8 protein-coding genes are annotated in these 17,227 nt (G+C 64.8%); 5 read left to right on the top strand and 3 right to left on the bottom strand.

Annotated elements, in window-relative coordinates:
- Nucleotides 1–285: 285 nt before the first annotated feature.
- Entirely contained in the window at nucleotides 286–1,386 is a 1,101-nt protein-coding gene (locus AC1RSI_RS16100; RefSeq protein WP_154725650.1) for a glycoside hydrolase family 5 protein, read from the bottom strand.
- 259 nt (nucleotides 1,387–1,645) lie between these two features.
- On the opposite strand from AC1RSI_RS16100, the gene AC1RSI_RS16095 reads away from it, so the two are divergent.
- Together AC1RSI_RS16095 and AC1RSI_RS16090 are read left to right on the top strand one after the other, a co-directional pair.
- Entirely contained in the window at nucleotides 1,646–2,704 is a 1,059-nt protein-coding gene (locus AC1RSI_RS16095) for a LacI family DNA-binding transcriptional regulator (RefSeq protein WP_154725651.1), read from the top strand.
- A gap of 249 nt (nucleotides 2,705–2,953) precedes the next feature.
- Nucleotides 2,954–5,461 carry a glycoside hydrolase family 3 protein gene (locus AC1RSI_RS16090; RefSeq protein WP_154725652.1) on the top strand — a complete coding sequence of 836 codons (2,508 nt, stop codon included), beginning with the start codon at nucleotides 2,954–2,956 and terminating at the stop codon, nucleotides 5,459–5,461.
- Between the two features lies 1 nt (nucleotide 5,462).
- On the opposite strand, the gene AC1RSI_RS16085 is transcribed toward AC1RSI_RS16090, so the two are convergent.
- Nucleotides 5,463–6,989: a tryptophan halogenase family protein gene (locus tag AC1RSI_RS16085; RefSeq protein WP_154725653.1), complete on the bottom strand. Its 1,527-nt coding sequence runs from the start codon at nucleotides 6,987–6,989 to the stop codon at nucleotides 5,463–5,465.
- Nucleotides 6,990–7,118: 129 nt separating this feature from the next.
- Here AC1RSI_RS16085 and AC1RSI_RS16080 point away from each other — a divergent pair, with 129 nt between their 5' ends.
- Entirely contained in the window at nucleotides 7,119–10,184 is a 3,066-nt protein-coding gene (locus AC1RSI_RS16080; RefSeq protein ID WP_447941189.1) for a TonB-dependent receptor, read from the top strand.
- 67 nt (nucleotides 10,185–10,251) lie between these two features.
- Here the strand turns inward: AC1RSI_RS16080 and AC1RSI_RS16075 are convergent, their stop codons facing one another.
- Nucleotides 10,252–12,108, bottom strand: a complete 1,857-nt coding sequence (locus AC1RSI_RS16075; protein ID WP_154725654.1) for a glycoside hydrolase family 9 protein — start codon at nucleotides 12,106–12,108, stop codon at nucleotides 10,252–10,254.
- A gap of 159 nt (nucleotides 12,109–12,267) precedes the next feature.
- Between AC1RSI_RS16075 and AC1RSI_RS16070 the strand changes: the two genes are divergently transcribed.
- Complete coding sequence (locus AC1RSI_RS16070) at nucleotides 12,268–13,794, top strand: tryptophan halogenase family protein (protein ID WP_154725655.1); 1,527 nt, start codon at nucleotides 12,268–12,270, stop codon at nucleotides 13,792–13,794.
- A 158-nt stretch (nucleotides 13,795–13,952) separates the two neighbouring features.
- Entirely contained in the window at nucleotides 13,953–17,183 is a 3,231-nt protein-coding gene (locus AC1RSI_RS16065; RefSeq protein WP_230307550.1) for a TonB-dependent receptor domain-containing protein, read from the top strand.
- Nucleotides 17,184–17,227 lie beyond the last annotated feature (44 nt).

The following is a 17,227-nucleotide window of genomic DNA, read 5'->3' as shown; positions in this document are numbered from 1 at the left end:
GACGTCCATCCCGAACCTCAAAAGGGGGTCCCTATTGCACGCCGATAGGGGGTCCCTTTTAGACGCCGATTGACAGTTTTTCGACGGTTTGGCCTCTTAACGACCTCTCACTGCACTCTATTTGCACCCGAAAAATGGCTTCGATCCGCAAATAGAAGTCCTTCGGCGGCGCGTTCACGTCGGTGCAAAGGTGAGTTCATCGCCCTTCACATCGACGATGAATCCGTTGGGAAGGCGCCGCGCCGCTCAACGGTCGCGCCGCTGGACGCTCTAGGCGCCTAGGGATCATGCGCAATCCGCGTTGAAACGGTCGGATCCCGTCCAGCGACACTGGCCGTCGATGCAGTCGATGAGATTGCTGCTGAAGGCCTCCTTCTCGTGGTCGTAGAGCTGGAACCAGCCTCCATCGTCCCACACCGCGGTAGGCATGCCGAGCGGGGCCGCGTGGTGCGCGTTGAACCGGGCGTACCACAGCCGGATGTTGTTGCAGTCCATGGCGGCCAATCGGCTGTGCCAGCCGACGCCCCATTCGCCGATGAACACGGGCATGCCTTGTCCGGTCGAACCTGCCCATTCGGCCATGACCTGCATCGGTCCGTGAATGTCGGCTTCGGTCCAGGGATCGGCGTAGTCGCCCTGATTGTCACCGTTGAAGGTCCAGGGATTATAGTGATGGAAGGTCGCCATCAGGTAGGGGTCTCGCCCTCCGCCGACCTCCTCGAGATCGGGCCAGGTCTTGGCCATTTCGTCGGCGCCGAACCACTGATTTCCACCGATGAGGATCACACGTTCGGGGTCGTTCGCCCGGATTCGCCTGTAGGCGCGCCCGGTCATTTCCCTCAGACGGTCCGCAGGCATCGCGTCGTGATTGCTGAAGTGGGGCTCGTTGAGGATTTCGAAGACCAGCCTGTGGTCCCGGTCGCGGTACAGGCTGGCGATATCCGACCAGAGTCGCTCGAGGACGTCGGCGCGCATGCCGTCCTTCAGCCGGGTTTCGTGGTGAGCGTTGATCACGACGTAGAGGCCGGGTTTGGCGAGCGCGTAGTCGATGACCGCTGTCAGCGCCGCAAGTCGTTCGGCGTCCCGATCAATGGCGCCGGTGTCCGGGTCCGCCAGGGTCCCGCCATCGACGACTTCCGTCCAGGTCACGGGGATCCGGACGACGCGGAAGCCGCGGTCATAGTAGGCGTCGATCTTGCCCCGGGCGGCCTCCAGCGTCGGCGGGTGTTGGCCGGCGTCGAACATCTGGCCCAGATTGAATCCCTTGCCCATCTCATCCGCCGCTCGGCGAGCGGTAGGCGCCTGCGACGCGGACGCGAGCGCCGGACCACTGATCGCAAGAATGACGAGGCAGCACGCCATCACGGCCGCGATGAAACAGATCATCTGTAAAGCAGGACTTGGGCGGGACATCGGTATCCATTCGCGAAAGATCGTCGATACGTATCAAACAGCTTTGACAGCGCTGTCGTCAACAATTTGGACTCCGCCCCCTAAATCGTCGGCCACGGGAGCGATCCGGCGATGCGATTGCGGCGGACGCCCGAGAGCGGTTGCGAAAGGGGCCGTCTCGGGATTAGGGATGCGGTGACGCCCGAGCGCAGTGATCTGTCTGGTCAGGGAGGCTCGCGCGATGGGGAGCGGCATGGCGAGAGCCACCATCTATGACGTGGCGGCCGCAGCGGGCGCCTCGATCAAGTCCGTGTCTCGGGTGCTGAACGGCGAGGCCAACGTCACCCCCGGTCTGCGCGATCGTGTGATGGCTGCGGTCGAGAGCCTGGGTTATCGGCGCAGTCTGTCGGCCCGCAGCCTCGCGGGCGCCTCCTCATCGATCATCGCGGCGCTGGTGGACGCCGAGCTGACGATCGAGCATTGGCGGAGCGGCCGGGGCAATGATTACCTCAGCCGGCTCGAAATGGGCGCCCTTATGGAGGTGCGACGCACAGACCATCACCTGATGATCGAACTGGTGGATTATGCGTCCGAAAGCCTGGGCAGGGATCTTTCGGCCCTGCTGACCTCCATCCGACCTCAAGGGGTCATCCTGACGCCGCCGAACTCGGATCACCCCGTTGTGCTGGATGTGCTCGACGAAGCCGGCGTCGCCTATGCGCGCATCGGACCCGAGCGTGACCTCCAGCGGGGGGTCTGCATCGCCATGGATGAACGGCAGGCGGCCTACGACATGACGGCGCACCTTATCGCCTTGGGCCACCGTCGGATCGGTTTCGTCACCGGCCCCGTCGCCTATGTCGCCAGCCGGCGTCGTCTCGACGGCTTTCTGTCCGCGATGGCGGACAACGGCCTGTCCGTCGCGGACGGCGCAGTCGCGTACGGCGATTTCACCTTCCAGTCCGGCGTCTCGGCGATCAACGCCTTCCTGGGCGCCGGCCTCGGGCTGACAGCGATCTTCGCCAGCAACGACGACACCGCGCTCGGCGTGCTGCAAGGCGCTGCGGCGCGTGGCGTTCGGGCGCCTGAGGATATCTCCGTGGCCGGGTTCGACGATACGCCGGCCGCCATGTTCGGTACGACGGCGCTGACCACCATCCGCCAGCCCGTTTCCGAGATGGCCGCAATCGCGGCGCGGCATTTGATGCCGGTGATCTCGGGTGTCCAGGACGAGACGCTGAAGCAGTCCCTGGAGGGATGCCTGATCGTTCCCTACGAACTTATCGTGCGGAGATCGACGGGCGCGGTCTAGGCCGGGAAGATTCCGGCGCGAGCGGAGCGCCACATATCCATCCCGTCTTGACAGCGCTGTCAAATCCATGGACCCTTTCTTCGAGACGGACGAGAGCGCCGGGGAGACCTCTGGATTCAGCCGACCTCCCTCAAGCGGTGGTGCGTATGATCCGCGCCGATCGATGTCTCGACCGAAAACCTTGAAGCCTGTTGCGCGGCAATCCTGTTGGGCTCGCGGCGGGCGCTCTCTTCCTCTGTGGGCCTCACCATGCGCAACGCCGCCTCCCTGATCACGCTTGTCCTTGCGGTTCCTATGCTCGCCTGCAGCCCACTGGCGGCCTTGGCTCAGGAAAAGAATGCAGTCGCCCTTGAGGCGCACGCCGATCCCGCGCTCTGGCCGCACGCGGCGTCGCCCGCCGCCATGACCGACGCGGCGACTGAGGCCTTTGTCGCCGATCTGCTGGGGCGGATGACGGTCGAGGAGAAGGTCGGGCAGATGATTCAGGCCGACATTGCTTCGATCAAGCCGGAGGACCTGCTGATCTATCCGCTGGGGTCGATCCTGGCGGGAGGGAACTCTTCCCCGGGGGGCGACGAGCGCGCCTCGGCCGGGAAATGGGTCGACCTGGCGCAGGCGTTCCGGGCGGCCAACGCCCAACGCAAGGGCACGGTCGTACCCTTGATTTACGGCATCGACGCCGTTCATGGGCATAACAATGTCGTCGGCGCCACCATCTTTCCGCACAATATCGGCCTGGGCGCGGCGCGGGATCCGGACCTGATCCGCCGGATCGGCCAGGCCACGGCGCTGGAAGTCGCCGTGACCGGCGCGGACTGGACCTTCGGGCCGACCCTGGCCGTGCCGCGCGATGATCGCTGGGGGCGGGCCTATGAGGGCTATGCAGAAAATCCGGAAATTCAGCGCGCCTATGCGGCGCCGATGACGCTGGGTCTGCAGGGCGATCTTTCCGCAGACAGCCCCCTGGCTGCGGGCCATATCGCCGGATCGGCCAAGCATTTCCTGGCCGACGGCGGCACCTTCGAGGGCAAGGACCAAGGCGATTTCCAGGGGCATGAGCGGGAGATGATCGACGTCCATCTCGGCGGCTATCCCCAGGCCATCGACGCCGGCGTCCTGTCGATCATGGCCAGCTTCTCCAGCTGGAACGGCGTCAAACACTCCGGCAACGAGACGATCCTGACCGACGTCCTGCGCGGGCCGCTGGGCTTTGACGGCTTCGTCGTGTCCGACTGGAACGCTCATGGGCAACTGCCCGGCTGTTCGAACGAGAGCTGCGCCCTGGCCGTCAACGCCGGCATCGACATGCTTATGGCGCCGGATAGCTGGAAGCCTCTGTATCAGAACACCCTGGCCCAGGTGCGGTCCGGCGAGATTCCGACGGCGCGTCTGGACGAGGCCGTGCGGCGCATTCTTCGGGTCAAGGTCAAGACCGGCCTGTTCAGCGACGAACGCCCTGTGGAAGGCCGTTTGAACGAGCTCGGCTCCCCGGCCCACCGCGCCATCGCCCGCGAGGCGGTGCGCAAGTCGCTGGTGCTGCTGAAGAACGAAGGCGCCGTCCTGCCGATCCGCTCGGGTGCGCGGGTCCTGGTCGCCGGCCATGCCGACGACATCGGCCAGGCTTCGGGCGGCTGGACCCTGACCTGGCAGGGGACCGGGAACACCAACGCCGACTTCCCCAACGGTCAGTCGATCTGGGGCGGTATCCAGGAGGCGGTCGCCGCGGGCGGCGGTCAGGCGACGCTCAGCCCTGACGGCGGCTTCACCCAAAAGCCAGACGTGGCGATCATCGTCTTCGGCGAGACCCCCTATGCCGAGTTCCAGGGCGACGTCGACACGCTGGACTTCCTGCCGACCGAACCGCTGGAGACGCTGAAGCGCCTGCACGCAGCGGGGATTCCCACCGTCTCGGTCTTCCTGTCCGGGCGTCCCATGTGGACCAATCCCGAGATCAACGCCTCGGACGCCTTTGTGGCCGCCTGGCTGCCGGGGACGGAAGGCGGGGGCGTAGCCGACGTCCTGATCGGCGATGCCGCGGGCAAGCCGCGCACCGACTTCAACGGCAAGCTGTCGTTCAGCTGGCCCAAGGACGCGAGGGGCGAACCCCTGAACGTCGGCCAGCCCGGCTATGATCCTCAGTTCGCCTATGGCTACGGCCTGACCTATGCGCAGGGCGGTCGGGTCGGCGTCCTGTCGGAAGAGAGCGGCGTCGTGGGCGAGATCGGCAGTGTCGATCGCTACTTCGTCGACGGCCGCTATGTCGCGCCCTGGGCCTTGATGCTTGCGGACGCCGGCGGTCAGAACAAGCCTGGTTCTGTACAGGCGGCGACCAGCCCGCGAGACGCTGTTTCGGTCCGCCCCGTCGATGACCTGGCGCAGGAGAGCGGCCAGCAGTTCGCCTTTTCCGGCGCCGGCGCGGGCAGCGCCAAGATTTGGGGCACGCCGATCGATGTCAGCCGTCAGGCCAACGGCGAGATGGCCCTGTCCTTCCGCTACCGGGTGGACGCCGCACCTGCTTCTTCGGTCGCGCTGTCTGTCGGCCAGGGGCGCGTGGACATGTCCGCAATCCTCGGCGCTGCGCCCCTGGGCGAATGGCGCAGCCTCAAGGTTCGCCTGAGTTGCTTCCGTGACGCCGGCGCGGATCTGACCGCCGTCGATACCCCGTTCCAGATCGAGACCGCCGGCGCCCTGACCCTGTCGGTGTCCGAAATCCGTCTGGCGGCCAATGAAGGCGACGCGATCTGCCCGGCCGGCTAGATCAGGCGGGGGGCTGACAACAGCGTGCGATGAAGGTCTCGTGGGTCGGCATCGCCTCGGCCGTCTTTCGGATAATGCCGCGCAGGCCTGCGAGCTTGCGGGCCATGGCGGCGTAGGGAACGCCGTCGGCGAGCGGGTCGTGATCTTGCGGCAGGATATGCTGGCCGGTGAAGACCGCGACCCAGCTCGCCTCGCTGAAGAGTTCGTCGCCGTCACGCATGAAGCGTCCGCCGGCCCTGAAAAGCGCGATGCGGCGCTCGAGGGACTCGGGCGCGTCCATGGCGGCGACGTGCCGCCAGAAGTCCGTGTCGTCTCGCTGGGTCGCCTTGTAATGCAGGATGATGAAGTCCCGCACTTGCTCGAACTGGGTCTGGGACAGGCGGTTGAATTGGTCGATCAGGACGGGATCGAACCGCCGGGTCGGGAACAGGGCCATCAGCCTGGATATCCCGCTCTGGATCAGATGGATGCTGGTGGATTCCAGCGGCTCGAGAAAGCCCGATGACAGGCCCAGGGAGACGCAGTTCCTGACCCACTGGCGACGGCGGCGTCCTGTCGTGAAACGCAGGGGGCGCGGCTCTGCGAGCGGCTCGCCCTCCAGCCCGGCGAGCAGCGACGCCCGGGCGTCCTCGTCGGTCGTAAATGCGCTGGCGTAGACATGACCGTTGCCGGTGCGCTGCTGGAGCGGGATGCGCCAGCGCCAGCCGGCGCGATCCGCAGTGGCGCGGGTGAAGGGGGTAAGCGGGCCCGTATTGGCTGAAGGAACGGCGAGGGCGCGATCACAGGGCAGCCAATGGCTCCAGTCCTCGTATCCGGCGGCGAGCGCCTCCTCGATCAGGAGGCCCCGGAAGCCGCTGCAGTCGATGAACAGGTCCGCGTCCAGTCGCCGGCCGTCCGCAAGGCGGACCGACTCGATGAAGCCGTCGGAATCCCGAAGACTGACGCCGACGACCTTGCCTTCGACACGCTCCACGCCGCGCGCTTCGGAGAAGCGACGCAGGAAGCCGGCGTAAAGGGCCGCGTCGAAATGATAGGCGTGCCGCAGGCTGGCCAGCACCGTCCGGGGATCGCTGCTGGCGGGCGTGAAGCGTCCCAGGCGTGCGGCGACGGCCGAAAGGCAATAGTCCTCAATGGGGGTCGGGTCGCCGCCCTGCGCCTGTCGCAGCCAGTGTTGGTGGAACTTCACCCCCTCCATATCCATCCCGACCTCGCCGAACGGATGCATGTAGCGATCGCCCTGTCGGCCCCAATCGACGAATTCGATGCCGAGCTTGAACGTGCCCTGGGTCGCCTTGATGAAGCTCGCTTCGTCGATGCCGAGCATGGCGTTGAAGGTGACAAGGGGAGGAATGGTGGCTTCCCCGACGCCGACCGATCCGATCTCCTCGGACTCGATCAGACGAACACGTATCCCGGCCGGCAGACGCGTCATTGCGGCTGCGGTCATCCATCCCGCCGTGCCGCCGCCGACGATCAGAACCTCACGTATTGCGTCCGGATGGAGCGGCGCGGAGGCGAGCAGTGTCATGGGCGTCTTTCGGTTTTGGGCAGGTCAGGACGTGTTGATTACATTGACGATACAGAGGGCTCATGCTAGTCGCTTTCGTTGACAGCGCTGTCAGCGCGTCCAAAAAACATGTCTCTTAGGGGGAGTTCAATGATCCAGACCACCACGGCGACGCCTGTCGTCCTGCATTCTCGTCGGCTGATGCATGGCGCCTCGGCGCTCGCTTTCGGCGCGCTGCTGCTGGCCGGGCCGGCCATGGCCCAGACCGCCGCTCCTGCCGCTGACGCCAGCGCGGACCAGGACGTCACGGTGTCCGACGAAACGGCCCAGGAAGTCGAAGAGGTCGTCGTCACGGGGATACGCGCCAGCTTGCGCAGCGCGCAGCGCATCAAGGAAAGCTCGGACGTCTTCGTCGACGCCGTGACGGCCGATGACATCGGCGCCCTTCCGGACCGCTCGGTGACCGAAGCCCTGCAACGGGTGCCCGGGGTTTCGATCAACCGTTTCGCGGGGGCGAACGACCCGGACCACTTCTCGGTCGAAGGATCGGGCGTGGTGATCCGCGGCCTCAACTTCGTGCGATCGGAACTGAACGGACGCGACACCTTCTCGGCCAACAACGGCCGGGACCTTTCGTTCGCCGACGTGCCCTCCGAGCTTCTGGGCAGCGTCGAGGTCTTCAAGAACACGTCCGCCGAGATGATTGAGGGCGGCATCGGCGGCACCGTCAATCTCAACACAAGAAAGCCCTTTGACGCGCCCGGCAGCATGGTGGCCTTCACCACCGAGGTCAGCTGGGGCGACATGCGCAACAATCTGGCGCCGACCGTTTCGCTGCTCGCCAGCGATCGCTGGGAAACGCCGATGGGCGAGTTCGGCCTGCTGCTGAGCGGGGTTCATTCGGAACTCGATTCCCGCGCCGAGGGCCTGCAATCCCTCAACTATCGTCTGTCGACCGTGGACGGCGAGGACCGCTGGACGCCGTCGGGCCTGGCGTTCCGCACCCAGGAGTTCGACCGCCGTCGCGACGGCATCGCCGCAGCCGGCCAATGGCGCTCCAATGATCGCAAGATGATCGCCACGCTCCAGTATCTGCGCTCGGATTCACAGCAGGCCTGGCTCGAGAGCGCCATCGAGTCCGTCGTTGACGATTCCGGCAACCGCCGGCCCTTCGCCGGAACCAACTGGACCTACAACGAGGATGGGATATTCACCGGCGGCGCGATCACTTCGATCGCCGACTGGCGTTCGGCCGATCCCTCCGTGCCGCTGAATGGGATTCAGCACCTGTTCGTGAAACGGGGCGTGGTCCAGGATTATGTGACGAGCGACTACGGCTTCAACTTCAAGTGGACGCCGACGGACCGCCTGCGCTTCAACTTCGACGCCCAGTATGTCGACTCGACCGTGGACGCGGTCGATTTCCAGCTGACGAACTCCTTCTTCGCCGTCGATGTTCTCGATCTGACGGGCGACCTTCCGTCGCTCAGCCTGCTGGCGCCCGACGGCAGCCCGATCGATCCTTACCTGGCGGATCCGGCCAACTACTTCTGGCGCAACGCCATGGATCACATCGAGCAAAGCGAAGGGGACGAATACGCCCTCAAGGCAGATGCCGAATATGATCTGGACGCGGGCTGGCTTGAATCGGTCAAGGTCGGCGGCCGGTTCGCCGAACGCGACCAGACCACCCGCAACTCCGCCTATAACTGGGGGGTGACGTCGGAGATCTGGAACGGCGCGACCGGTCCGGTCTGGCTCGATCAGGGCGGTGTCGCGACGCCGCGCTTCACCGGCGGCCTCGACCATGCTTCGCCCTACAGCTTCGCCGGCATGGGCGTTCCCGTGACCGCCTTCGGCTATGCGGGCAACCCGGCCCGCTCCTATGCCGAGACCACTGCGTTCGTCCAGTCGATGAACGCCATCTGGGGCGGCAACGGCTGGGTTCCTCTGGCGGCCCGATCCAATGTCGTGCCCGGCACGCCGTTCACGCCCGGCGAGATCAACTCGACCAACGAGCAAACCGCCGCCGCCTATCTGATGGTCAAGTTCAACAACGGCGCCGAGCCGGTGTGGGGACAGAGCGTCGCGATCACCGGCAACCTGGGTGTCCGCTATGTGGAGACCAAGATTTCGGCGGAAGGCGCGCTGAGTTTCCCCACGGCGAACCAGGTCTTCAGCGGGACCTGCGCTGCGCCGGTCGGCGGCGGCGAACTGCCGGCCTTCTGCAAGCTGACGCCGGAACAGCAGGCCGCCGCCCTGGCCTTCGCCACCGGCGCCTCGATCCCCGAGACGGCGGAACACAGCTACGGCAACTGGCTTCCCAGCCTGAACGTCAAGTTCGGCCTGACGCCGGAGTTCCTGATGCGCTTCGGCTATTCGGAAGCGATCCGCCGGTCCGACCTGGGCTTGACCCGCGATCAGGTGCCGATCCTGCCGCGCGTCGTGGACAATGATTTCCTCGGCTTTGAAGCGCAGGCGGGCAATACCTTCCTTGACCCGATCAAGTCGCGACAGTTCGACCTGTCGGGCGAATGGTATTTCGCGCCGACCGGATCCCTGACCCTGTCGCTGTTCCACAAGACCCTGGAAGACGTGATCACCAACGGCTTCTACGAGCGCTCGGTGACCAACAACGGCCAGACCTTCGACGTCTATGTCCGGGGGCCGATGAACAGCTCGGACGAAGGGACCGTCCAGGGTCTGGAGCTGGCCTACCAGCAGTTCTACGACTTCCTGCCTGGCTGGCTGTCGGGCTTCGGCATACAGGCCAACTACACCTATATCGACAGCTCGGGGGTCCCGCAGGAGAACCTTGACGCGGGTAAAGCCAATCCCGGCGGCAGCGAGACGGCGATCGACACCAGCCAACTCTCTCTGGAAGGCTTGTCGCAGCACAACGCCAACTTCACGGCCATCTACGAGAACGCCAAGATCTCGGCGCGCCTGGCCTACAGCTGGCGCTCGGAGTTCCTGCTGACGACGCGCGACGAGATCGTTCCCTTCTCGCCGATCATGTCCGATGCGACCGGCCAGCTGGACGGCTCGCTGTTCTATTCGATCAACGATCGGATCAAGGTCGGCGTCCAGGCGGTGAACCTGACGAACGAAACGACCAAGACCCTTCAGGTGCTGGACAACAGCCTGCAGGAGGCGCCGCGGTCGTGGTTCCGCAATGACCGTCGCTTCTCCTTCGTCGTCCGCGGGACTTTCTAAAGCCTCTCCCCGATCGCTTCCTGAGCGAACCTGGCGCGCCGTCTCCGGACGGCGCGCCTTTTTTTGCTCAGTGGTCGTTGAGGAAGGCGGTGGTCCAGACCAGAGGCGCGTTCCAGTTGATTGCGACTTCGTTCAGGGCGTAGGCGCGGATGTCGTCGACCCAGCAGGTCTGGGCCCGGCAACGTCCGATGAGGGTCTTGGCGACCTCGTCCGTCATGGACTGGTTGTTAGGGCCGCCTGACAGGGCGCCCGCAGGCGGCGCCGGATAGGCGGGATCGGCCGCATGCGCCCAGAACCTGTGATGCGGGTTCTGCAGCGGCCGGGCTCCGTACCCGCTGACATAGGATTGATCGAGGGGGTTGCGCCCCAGGACATAGTCGAGCGCCTGGATGACGCCGTTGCGGTAGTTCCAGTCGCCGGTGAAGTCGAAGGCGAGGCCCAGGACGACGGCGCGGCTCAGGATGGCGCCGTTGGAACCCCAGGGATAATCGGCCCCGCCGAAAGGCACGCCATAGCCTGACTGCCAGCCTTCCTCGACATAGGCCCGCGCGCTCGCCGCCAGATTGGCTCGAACCCTGACGCGGTCCTCCTCGGGCAGGGGGGAGGGGACCAGGGCCAGGGTCATGGATCCCAGGCTGGCGACGGAAGACCAGCTGGGATCGCCCGTGGCGGTCGAGCCAGACCGGGGAGCGCCCAGGTAATAGGGCGAGGTCTTCAGGGCGGTGAGATAGGCGGCGGCGCCGGTCGAGGCGTAAAGTTCCGCCGTGGCCCAGTAGAACTCGTCCGATACATCCTCGTCGCCATAGCCGCCGCCGCCCGGGAAGCGATCCTGCGCGAAGATCGACCTGTTGCGCAGCGCGGCCCGATAGGCGCGCTGCGACGCGGTCGCGCAGCGTCGAGCGAACTCAAGATCGATCGAGCGCCAGATCCGGGCGCACTGCGCGCTGACCGCCGCGAGATTGAGGGTGGCGGCCGTGCTGGGCGGATAGAGGAGGCGGCGTTGCCGGTCGTCGGCCGGCGCGGTCGGCAGCGCCGTCCAGGACGCGTCGTGGACCTTGTGATGGGCCATGCCCCCGGCGTCGATCTCGGTCAGCTGGAGCGGATGATCGCGCCGTTGCGGGCCGACAGGGACCATCGCCTTGGTTCCTTCCGGTATCTGCATCCTCAGCAGGAACTCGATCTCGTAACGCGCCTCGTCGAGCAGATCGTCGACGCCGTTGCCTGCTTCCGGAATATTCGCCTTTCCGTCCGCGAAGGCGACCGCGCCCTGGCCGCCCTTGACCTGCGCTCTCTCATAGGCGTTCAGCAGCATCCACACGGCTATGCCGCCGTTCACCACATATTTTCCGTGATCCCCGGCGTCGTACCAACCGCCTTTGACGTCGAGGCTGTAGTCGCACCCGGGCCACGCCGTGCCCAACTGGTCTGTTCCGGAAAAGCAGGTGGCGGTCTCCGTCTCATGTCCGGCCGGCCGAGCGAGATCGGGGCGGGCGACATGCTTGACGTCGATCGGGACGCCGGCGCGGTTCTGATAGAAATAGGAGAAGGCGTCGTATTGCAGCGACCGGTACGGATGATCGGAGATCGCGAACGGCCGGCTTTCGTGATCGCCTACGACAAGTCGGTAGGCGGATCCGGGCGTGCGGATGTCGGAAAAGAGGACGGTGTGGACGTGCTCGCCGGATGCGGCGTCCTCTCCGAAGACACTGGTCCGGCCTTCGGCGACCTGTCGGCCGGCTTCGTCCAGCACACGCCAGTCAAGCGGCTGGCGCGAAGGATTCGGCACGGTCGCCGTCTTGGGGCCGTGGGTTTCGAAGCCCGCCTGATTCAATCGAATGACGTTGAGATTATGAGCCGTCGCAGTCGCGGGGGGCAAGCAGGCAAGCGCGGCGGCCGCCGCCAACAGGCGCGTTTTGGGTGTCATGGTTTCCTCCGAGGCGAGCGGCTCGATCCGCTCCGCATTAGAGCGGCGAGTCTATCACTTGACAGCGCTGTCACAACGGGGGTGTTGTCGCGGCCTTCCGGTCGGGCCATCGTGCCGGACCTCAAGATGCGGCGCGTTTGCGCCTGAAACGAGCGGGCGATGACGACTGCAATCCCATCCGCAACAGCCGTACGACGGGTCGTGATCGTTGGCGGCGGAACAGCCGGTTGGATGACGGCGGCGGCGCTCGCGCGGCTTGTGGCGCCTTCGGGCGTCCAGATCACCCTGGTGGAGTCCGAGGCGATCGGGACGGTCGGCGTCGGGGAGTCCACCCTGCCCCACATCCGCGCCTTTAACGAACGCCTAGGCATCGACGAAGCGGCGTTCATGAAGGCCACGAGGGCGACGTTCAAACTGGGCATCCAGTTCGAGAATTGGGGCCAGATAGGGGGCAGCTACATCCACCCCTTCGGCGACTATGGCGCGCCGGGCGGGGAGGCGCCTTTTCATCACTACTGGCTGCGGGGACGCGAGCTGGGGGACGTCGGACCGATCGACGACTATTCGCTGCCGGTCGTGGCGGCGCGGGAGGGTCGGTTCGCCCCGCCGTCCGATGATCCCCGCTCGCTGTTGTCGACGTACCGCTACGCCTATCAGTTCGACGCCACCCTGTACGCCCGTTTCCTGCGGGGCATGGCCGAGACGGAGGGCGTGCGCCGGATCGAGGGGCGCATCCAGAATGTGGCGCAGGACGGCGAGAGCGGGGCGATCACCAAGGTGACGCTGGATGATGGGCGTCAGATCGAGGGCGACCTGTTCGTCGACTGTTCCGGATTCCGGGCGCTGCTGATCGAACAGACATTGAAGGCCGGTTTTACTGACTGGTCGCACTGGCTGCCGTGCGATCGGGCGGTGGCCCTGCCGTGCGAGAGTGATCAGCCGACCGTCCCCTATACCCGCGCCACGGCGCTGGAAGCGGGCTGGCAGTTCCGCATTCCGCTGCAGCACCGGGTCGGCAACGGCTATGTATATTCGAGCGCCTTCATCGACGATGCTGCGGCGCTGGATCGACTGGTCGGGCGCCTTGAGGGCAAGCCGCTTAAGGCGCCGAACGTCCTGAAGTTCACGGCGGGTCAGAGGACGCGGAATTGGGCGGCCAACTGCGTCTCCGTGGGACTATCCTCGGGTTTTATCGAACCGCTGGAATCGACCAGCATCTATCTGATCCAGATCGCCATCACCAAGCTGATCGAACTCTGGCCAACCGCCGTGATCGACCCGGCGACGGAGGCGGAGTTCAATCGCCAGATGGATCTCGAATACGTCCGGATCCGCGATTTCATCATCCTGCACTATTGCGCGACCGCCCGGAACGACACGCCCTTCTGGGATTATGTCCGCACCATGCCGCTGCCGGATACGCTCTCGGAGAAGATCGAGCTATTCCGCGCGCGCGGGATCGTTCAAGATTATCGAGAAGGTCTGTTCCTGCATCCGAGCTGGGTCGCGGTCTATCTGGGGCAGGACATCCTGCCTCGACGCCATCACCCGCTCGTCGACGCAGTGAGCGCGACCCAACTGATGTCGAGCCTGGAGCGGCTGCGAAGGATGGTGCGCGAAGCGTCGTACAAGCTTCCCTCTCAGGATGACTATATTGCCCGATATTGCGCGCACCTGCCCCTCTAGATCGGTCTCCCGTCCGCGGGGGGCGTCCCGGATGACTTGAGGGGCGGGCCCCGCTGAAGACCCGTCGCCGCCACCAAAGGACACAGCGCCTCCGTCGGAACGGGCGTAGGAAATCCGCCCGCCCGTGGTGTTTCCATTGCCCTGTCTGAAGGAAGGGATTGCCGGTATGGGCCGATCCTGTGCTCGATCATGCACGGGCTGTGTCTCCGTCGTCACTCCGGGCAATATTATTGCTTGCGGGTGTTGAAATCGGCGAATTCAGCAGAACGCCGTTGGTGCTGCCAGTTTGGTGCAAGCTTGGCGACGTAACCATGACGGTGTTGCAACGTGCTGCGGAATTTCTGCCGGTCACTGAACACCGCGTCATTCCTTTCACCGTGCAACGGAGGTGGAAATTGCGCCGGCATAGCCGGCAGGGGGAGAGACTTATGACAAGGACGATGAGCACTTCGATGTTGGCTTTGATGCTCTGTGCATCGGCTGGCGGCGCCTGGGCGCAATCGGCGGCGCCGCAAAAGACGGAGGAGGAACGCGCGCGCGCCGAGCAGGCCGCCATCGACACCGCCGGCGAGGCCGCCGTCGTGGACTCGGTCGAGGTGACGGGCAGCCGACTGGGGAGCGGGGATCCGACCTCGCGCGTCATCGTCATCTCCAAGGAGGAGATTCAGGCGCGCGGCGTGACCAGCGTCGAGCAGTTGATCCGGACCCTGCCGCAGAACGTCGCCACCATCGGCGCGATCACCAATGAGCGGGCGCGGGGTCCGCTGTCCAATCGCGACAAGGTCAGTGTCTCCCAGATCGGCTCGCTCGGCGTGTCGGCGGCGAACCTTGGCGGCATGGGTGCGGGCAACACCCTGATCCTGGTCAATGGCCGACGGGTCGCGGGCGCCGCCGGCATCGAGGACGGGTTCGCCAATCTGAACGGGATTCCGCTCAGCGCCGTCGAGCGCGTGGAAATCTCGTTCGGCGGGGCCTCGGCTGTCTACGGCGCTGACGCCATCGGCGGCGTCATCAACTTCATCCTGCGCAAGGACTTCGTCGGATCGACGCTGACGGTCCAGCACGAGGTGTCGAGCAATGACGCCGACAACAGCCGCATCAGCCTGTTCTCCGGCTATTCCTGGGGATCGGGAAACATCTCGGGAACGCTGGACTTCAGTCGCCGCAAACCGGTCAACAACCACAAGAGCGGATTCGTCACCGAAAACTACTCCAGCTATTATGGCGGAGATACCGCCTTCGATACGCGGTCCTTCAGTCGGGGACTGCAGCCCGGCGTTATTGACCGCGGTTACTATGCGTTCGAACCCCCCACCTACGACGCCCGCTATGTCGCCCAGGGCCTCACCGTGCGACCCGGCTTCGTCGGCCGCCCGAGTCTGACCGACCTCATCACTGTCGGCGCGGAAGCCTTGCCTGATTTCGTGCCCGAGTTCGCCGGACCGGAGTCGGAAAGCACCAGCGCTACGCTGAACTTCGAGCAGAAGATCACGGACAAGCTGACGTTCTTCGGGGATGCGCTCTACACGCGTTCCGAGAGCGAACAGGACATTCGCTATTCGGAGGGGCTGAGAGTTCAACTGGCGCCGGGGCAGGCCTATAATCCATTCCCCGCCTATCCGTTCGACAGGTTCACCCCGGGGCCGATCGTCGCCTACAATCCTCAGGCGGAGGTCGAGGCTGGACAACTGCCGTCCGGGCGGATTTCGAACACCGCGACCCAGTGGAACATCAATGCTGGCCTGAGCTACCAGTTCAACGCGGACACCAAGATCGAGCTTCTCTATTCGCGTTCCGAGGCCGACACCTCCGGTCAGAGCCCGAACCTGGAGTCGGTCGTGGATTTCCAAGCGGATGCGACCTCGCCGAGCGGGGTGAAGTGCTACAATCGCAATCTGGCGGAAAATCGCGTCACCGGCGCCGACCGCGACTATCTTCAAGGCGTGTTTGATCGCCAGTGCCTGGCCCTGACCAGCAGCGATCCGACCCTCGCCTTCAATCCTTGGAAGTCCACCGCCGACGGCGGCGGGTCCAGCGCCGCTGACTTTTATTATATCCCGGTGAGGGAGGCGCGCGCGTCTGGCACCCAGAACTGGGAAGCACGTATGAACGGCGTCCTGTGGACGCTGCCGGCCGGCAAGCTGTTCTATGCGATCGGCGCCGAGATGACGGCCGACGACACCGACAGCCAGGAAGTGCGGATTCGCACCGTCAATCCGGTCACCCGAGATCGACATGCCTATTTCGCGGAGTTGAGGGTTCCGATCTTCGGCGAGAACTTCAATTACACCGGTATGCGATCGCTTCTGCTCAGCCTCGCCGCCCGTCGTGACAGCTATACGACAGAAGGACCGATCGGGACGGTGAACAACGTGCCGTATTCGCTGGGCGGAGAACTGCTCTACGATTCCAGCACCTTCGCCAACACCACGCCGGCCGTCGGCCTGCGGTGGGAGCCTTTCGAGGGCTTGGCCCTGCGCGCGCGCTGGACGGAAGGTTTCCAGGCGCCGCCCTATACCCAGCTGTTCAATCCGGTCGCGACACGCAACACGACGACCATCTCCAACGACCCGCTGTACAAGTGCACGACGGACTGTTCGCGCCCTGGAAGCTATGTGGTGCCGCTGGTCGTTGCGTCGAACCCGGACCTTGAGCCTCAGAAATCCACCCAGGTGAGCTATGGCCTGACGTGGCGTCCGCAGGGGATGCTGGACGGATTGATGTTCGATGTTGCGTATAATTCGACCAAGATCGACAGCGAATATGCGAACCCGAGGGACCTCCAGACCTTCCTGCGTCAGGATGAAATCCTTCGCCTGACGCAATTCTATCCGCGCGACGCCAACGGAAAGATCATCGAGGCGCGCCAGATGACATTCAACATCGTCGGGTCGGAGTATGAGTCGATCAACTACGAACTGAGTTATCTGTGGAACACGAAATGGGGGACGTTCGAACCCAAGATCAATGTGCTCGACAACATCAAGGCGGAACGTCAGGCCTTCACCGAACGCGAGCCGCTGTCCGCCTTGGGCCTTCTGCAGGGAACGGACGACTACAAGGTGGTGGGGTCGCTCGGCTGGTATTATCACGACTTCAACGCGTCTCTCTGGGCCTATTACACGCCTGAATACACCAACGACTACGACATCTTCCGCGCGGCTGGCGTCAACCAGGAGGAAGACCGTCTGATCCCGGTCGATGACATGCTGATCATGGATCTGACGGCGGCCTGGCGGATCAACAACGACATTCGTCTGAACTTCGCCGGCCGGAATATTCTGGACGAAGCTCCGCCGTTCGTCGTGGTTCAGGGTCGTCCATACGATACGGCGCGCTACAATGCGGCGGGTCGAACCTTCTCCCTCGAACTTCAGTATTCGTTCTGAAGGGGTCGGGGCGCGTCACGACGCGACGCGCCCCGACGCTGGCG

This window comes from Brevundimonas sp. GW821-FHT10E09 (assembly GCF_058809375.1).
This window is presented reverse-complemented; position numbering and strand designations above follow the sequence as displayed.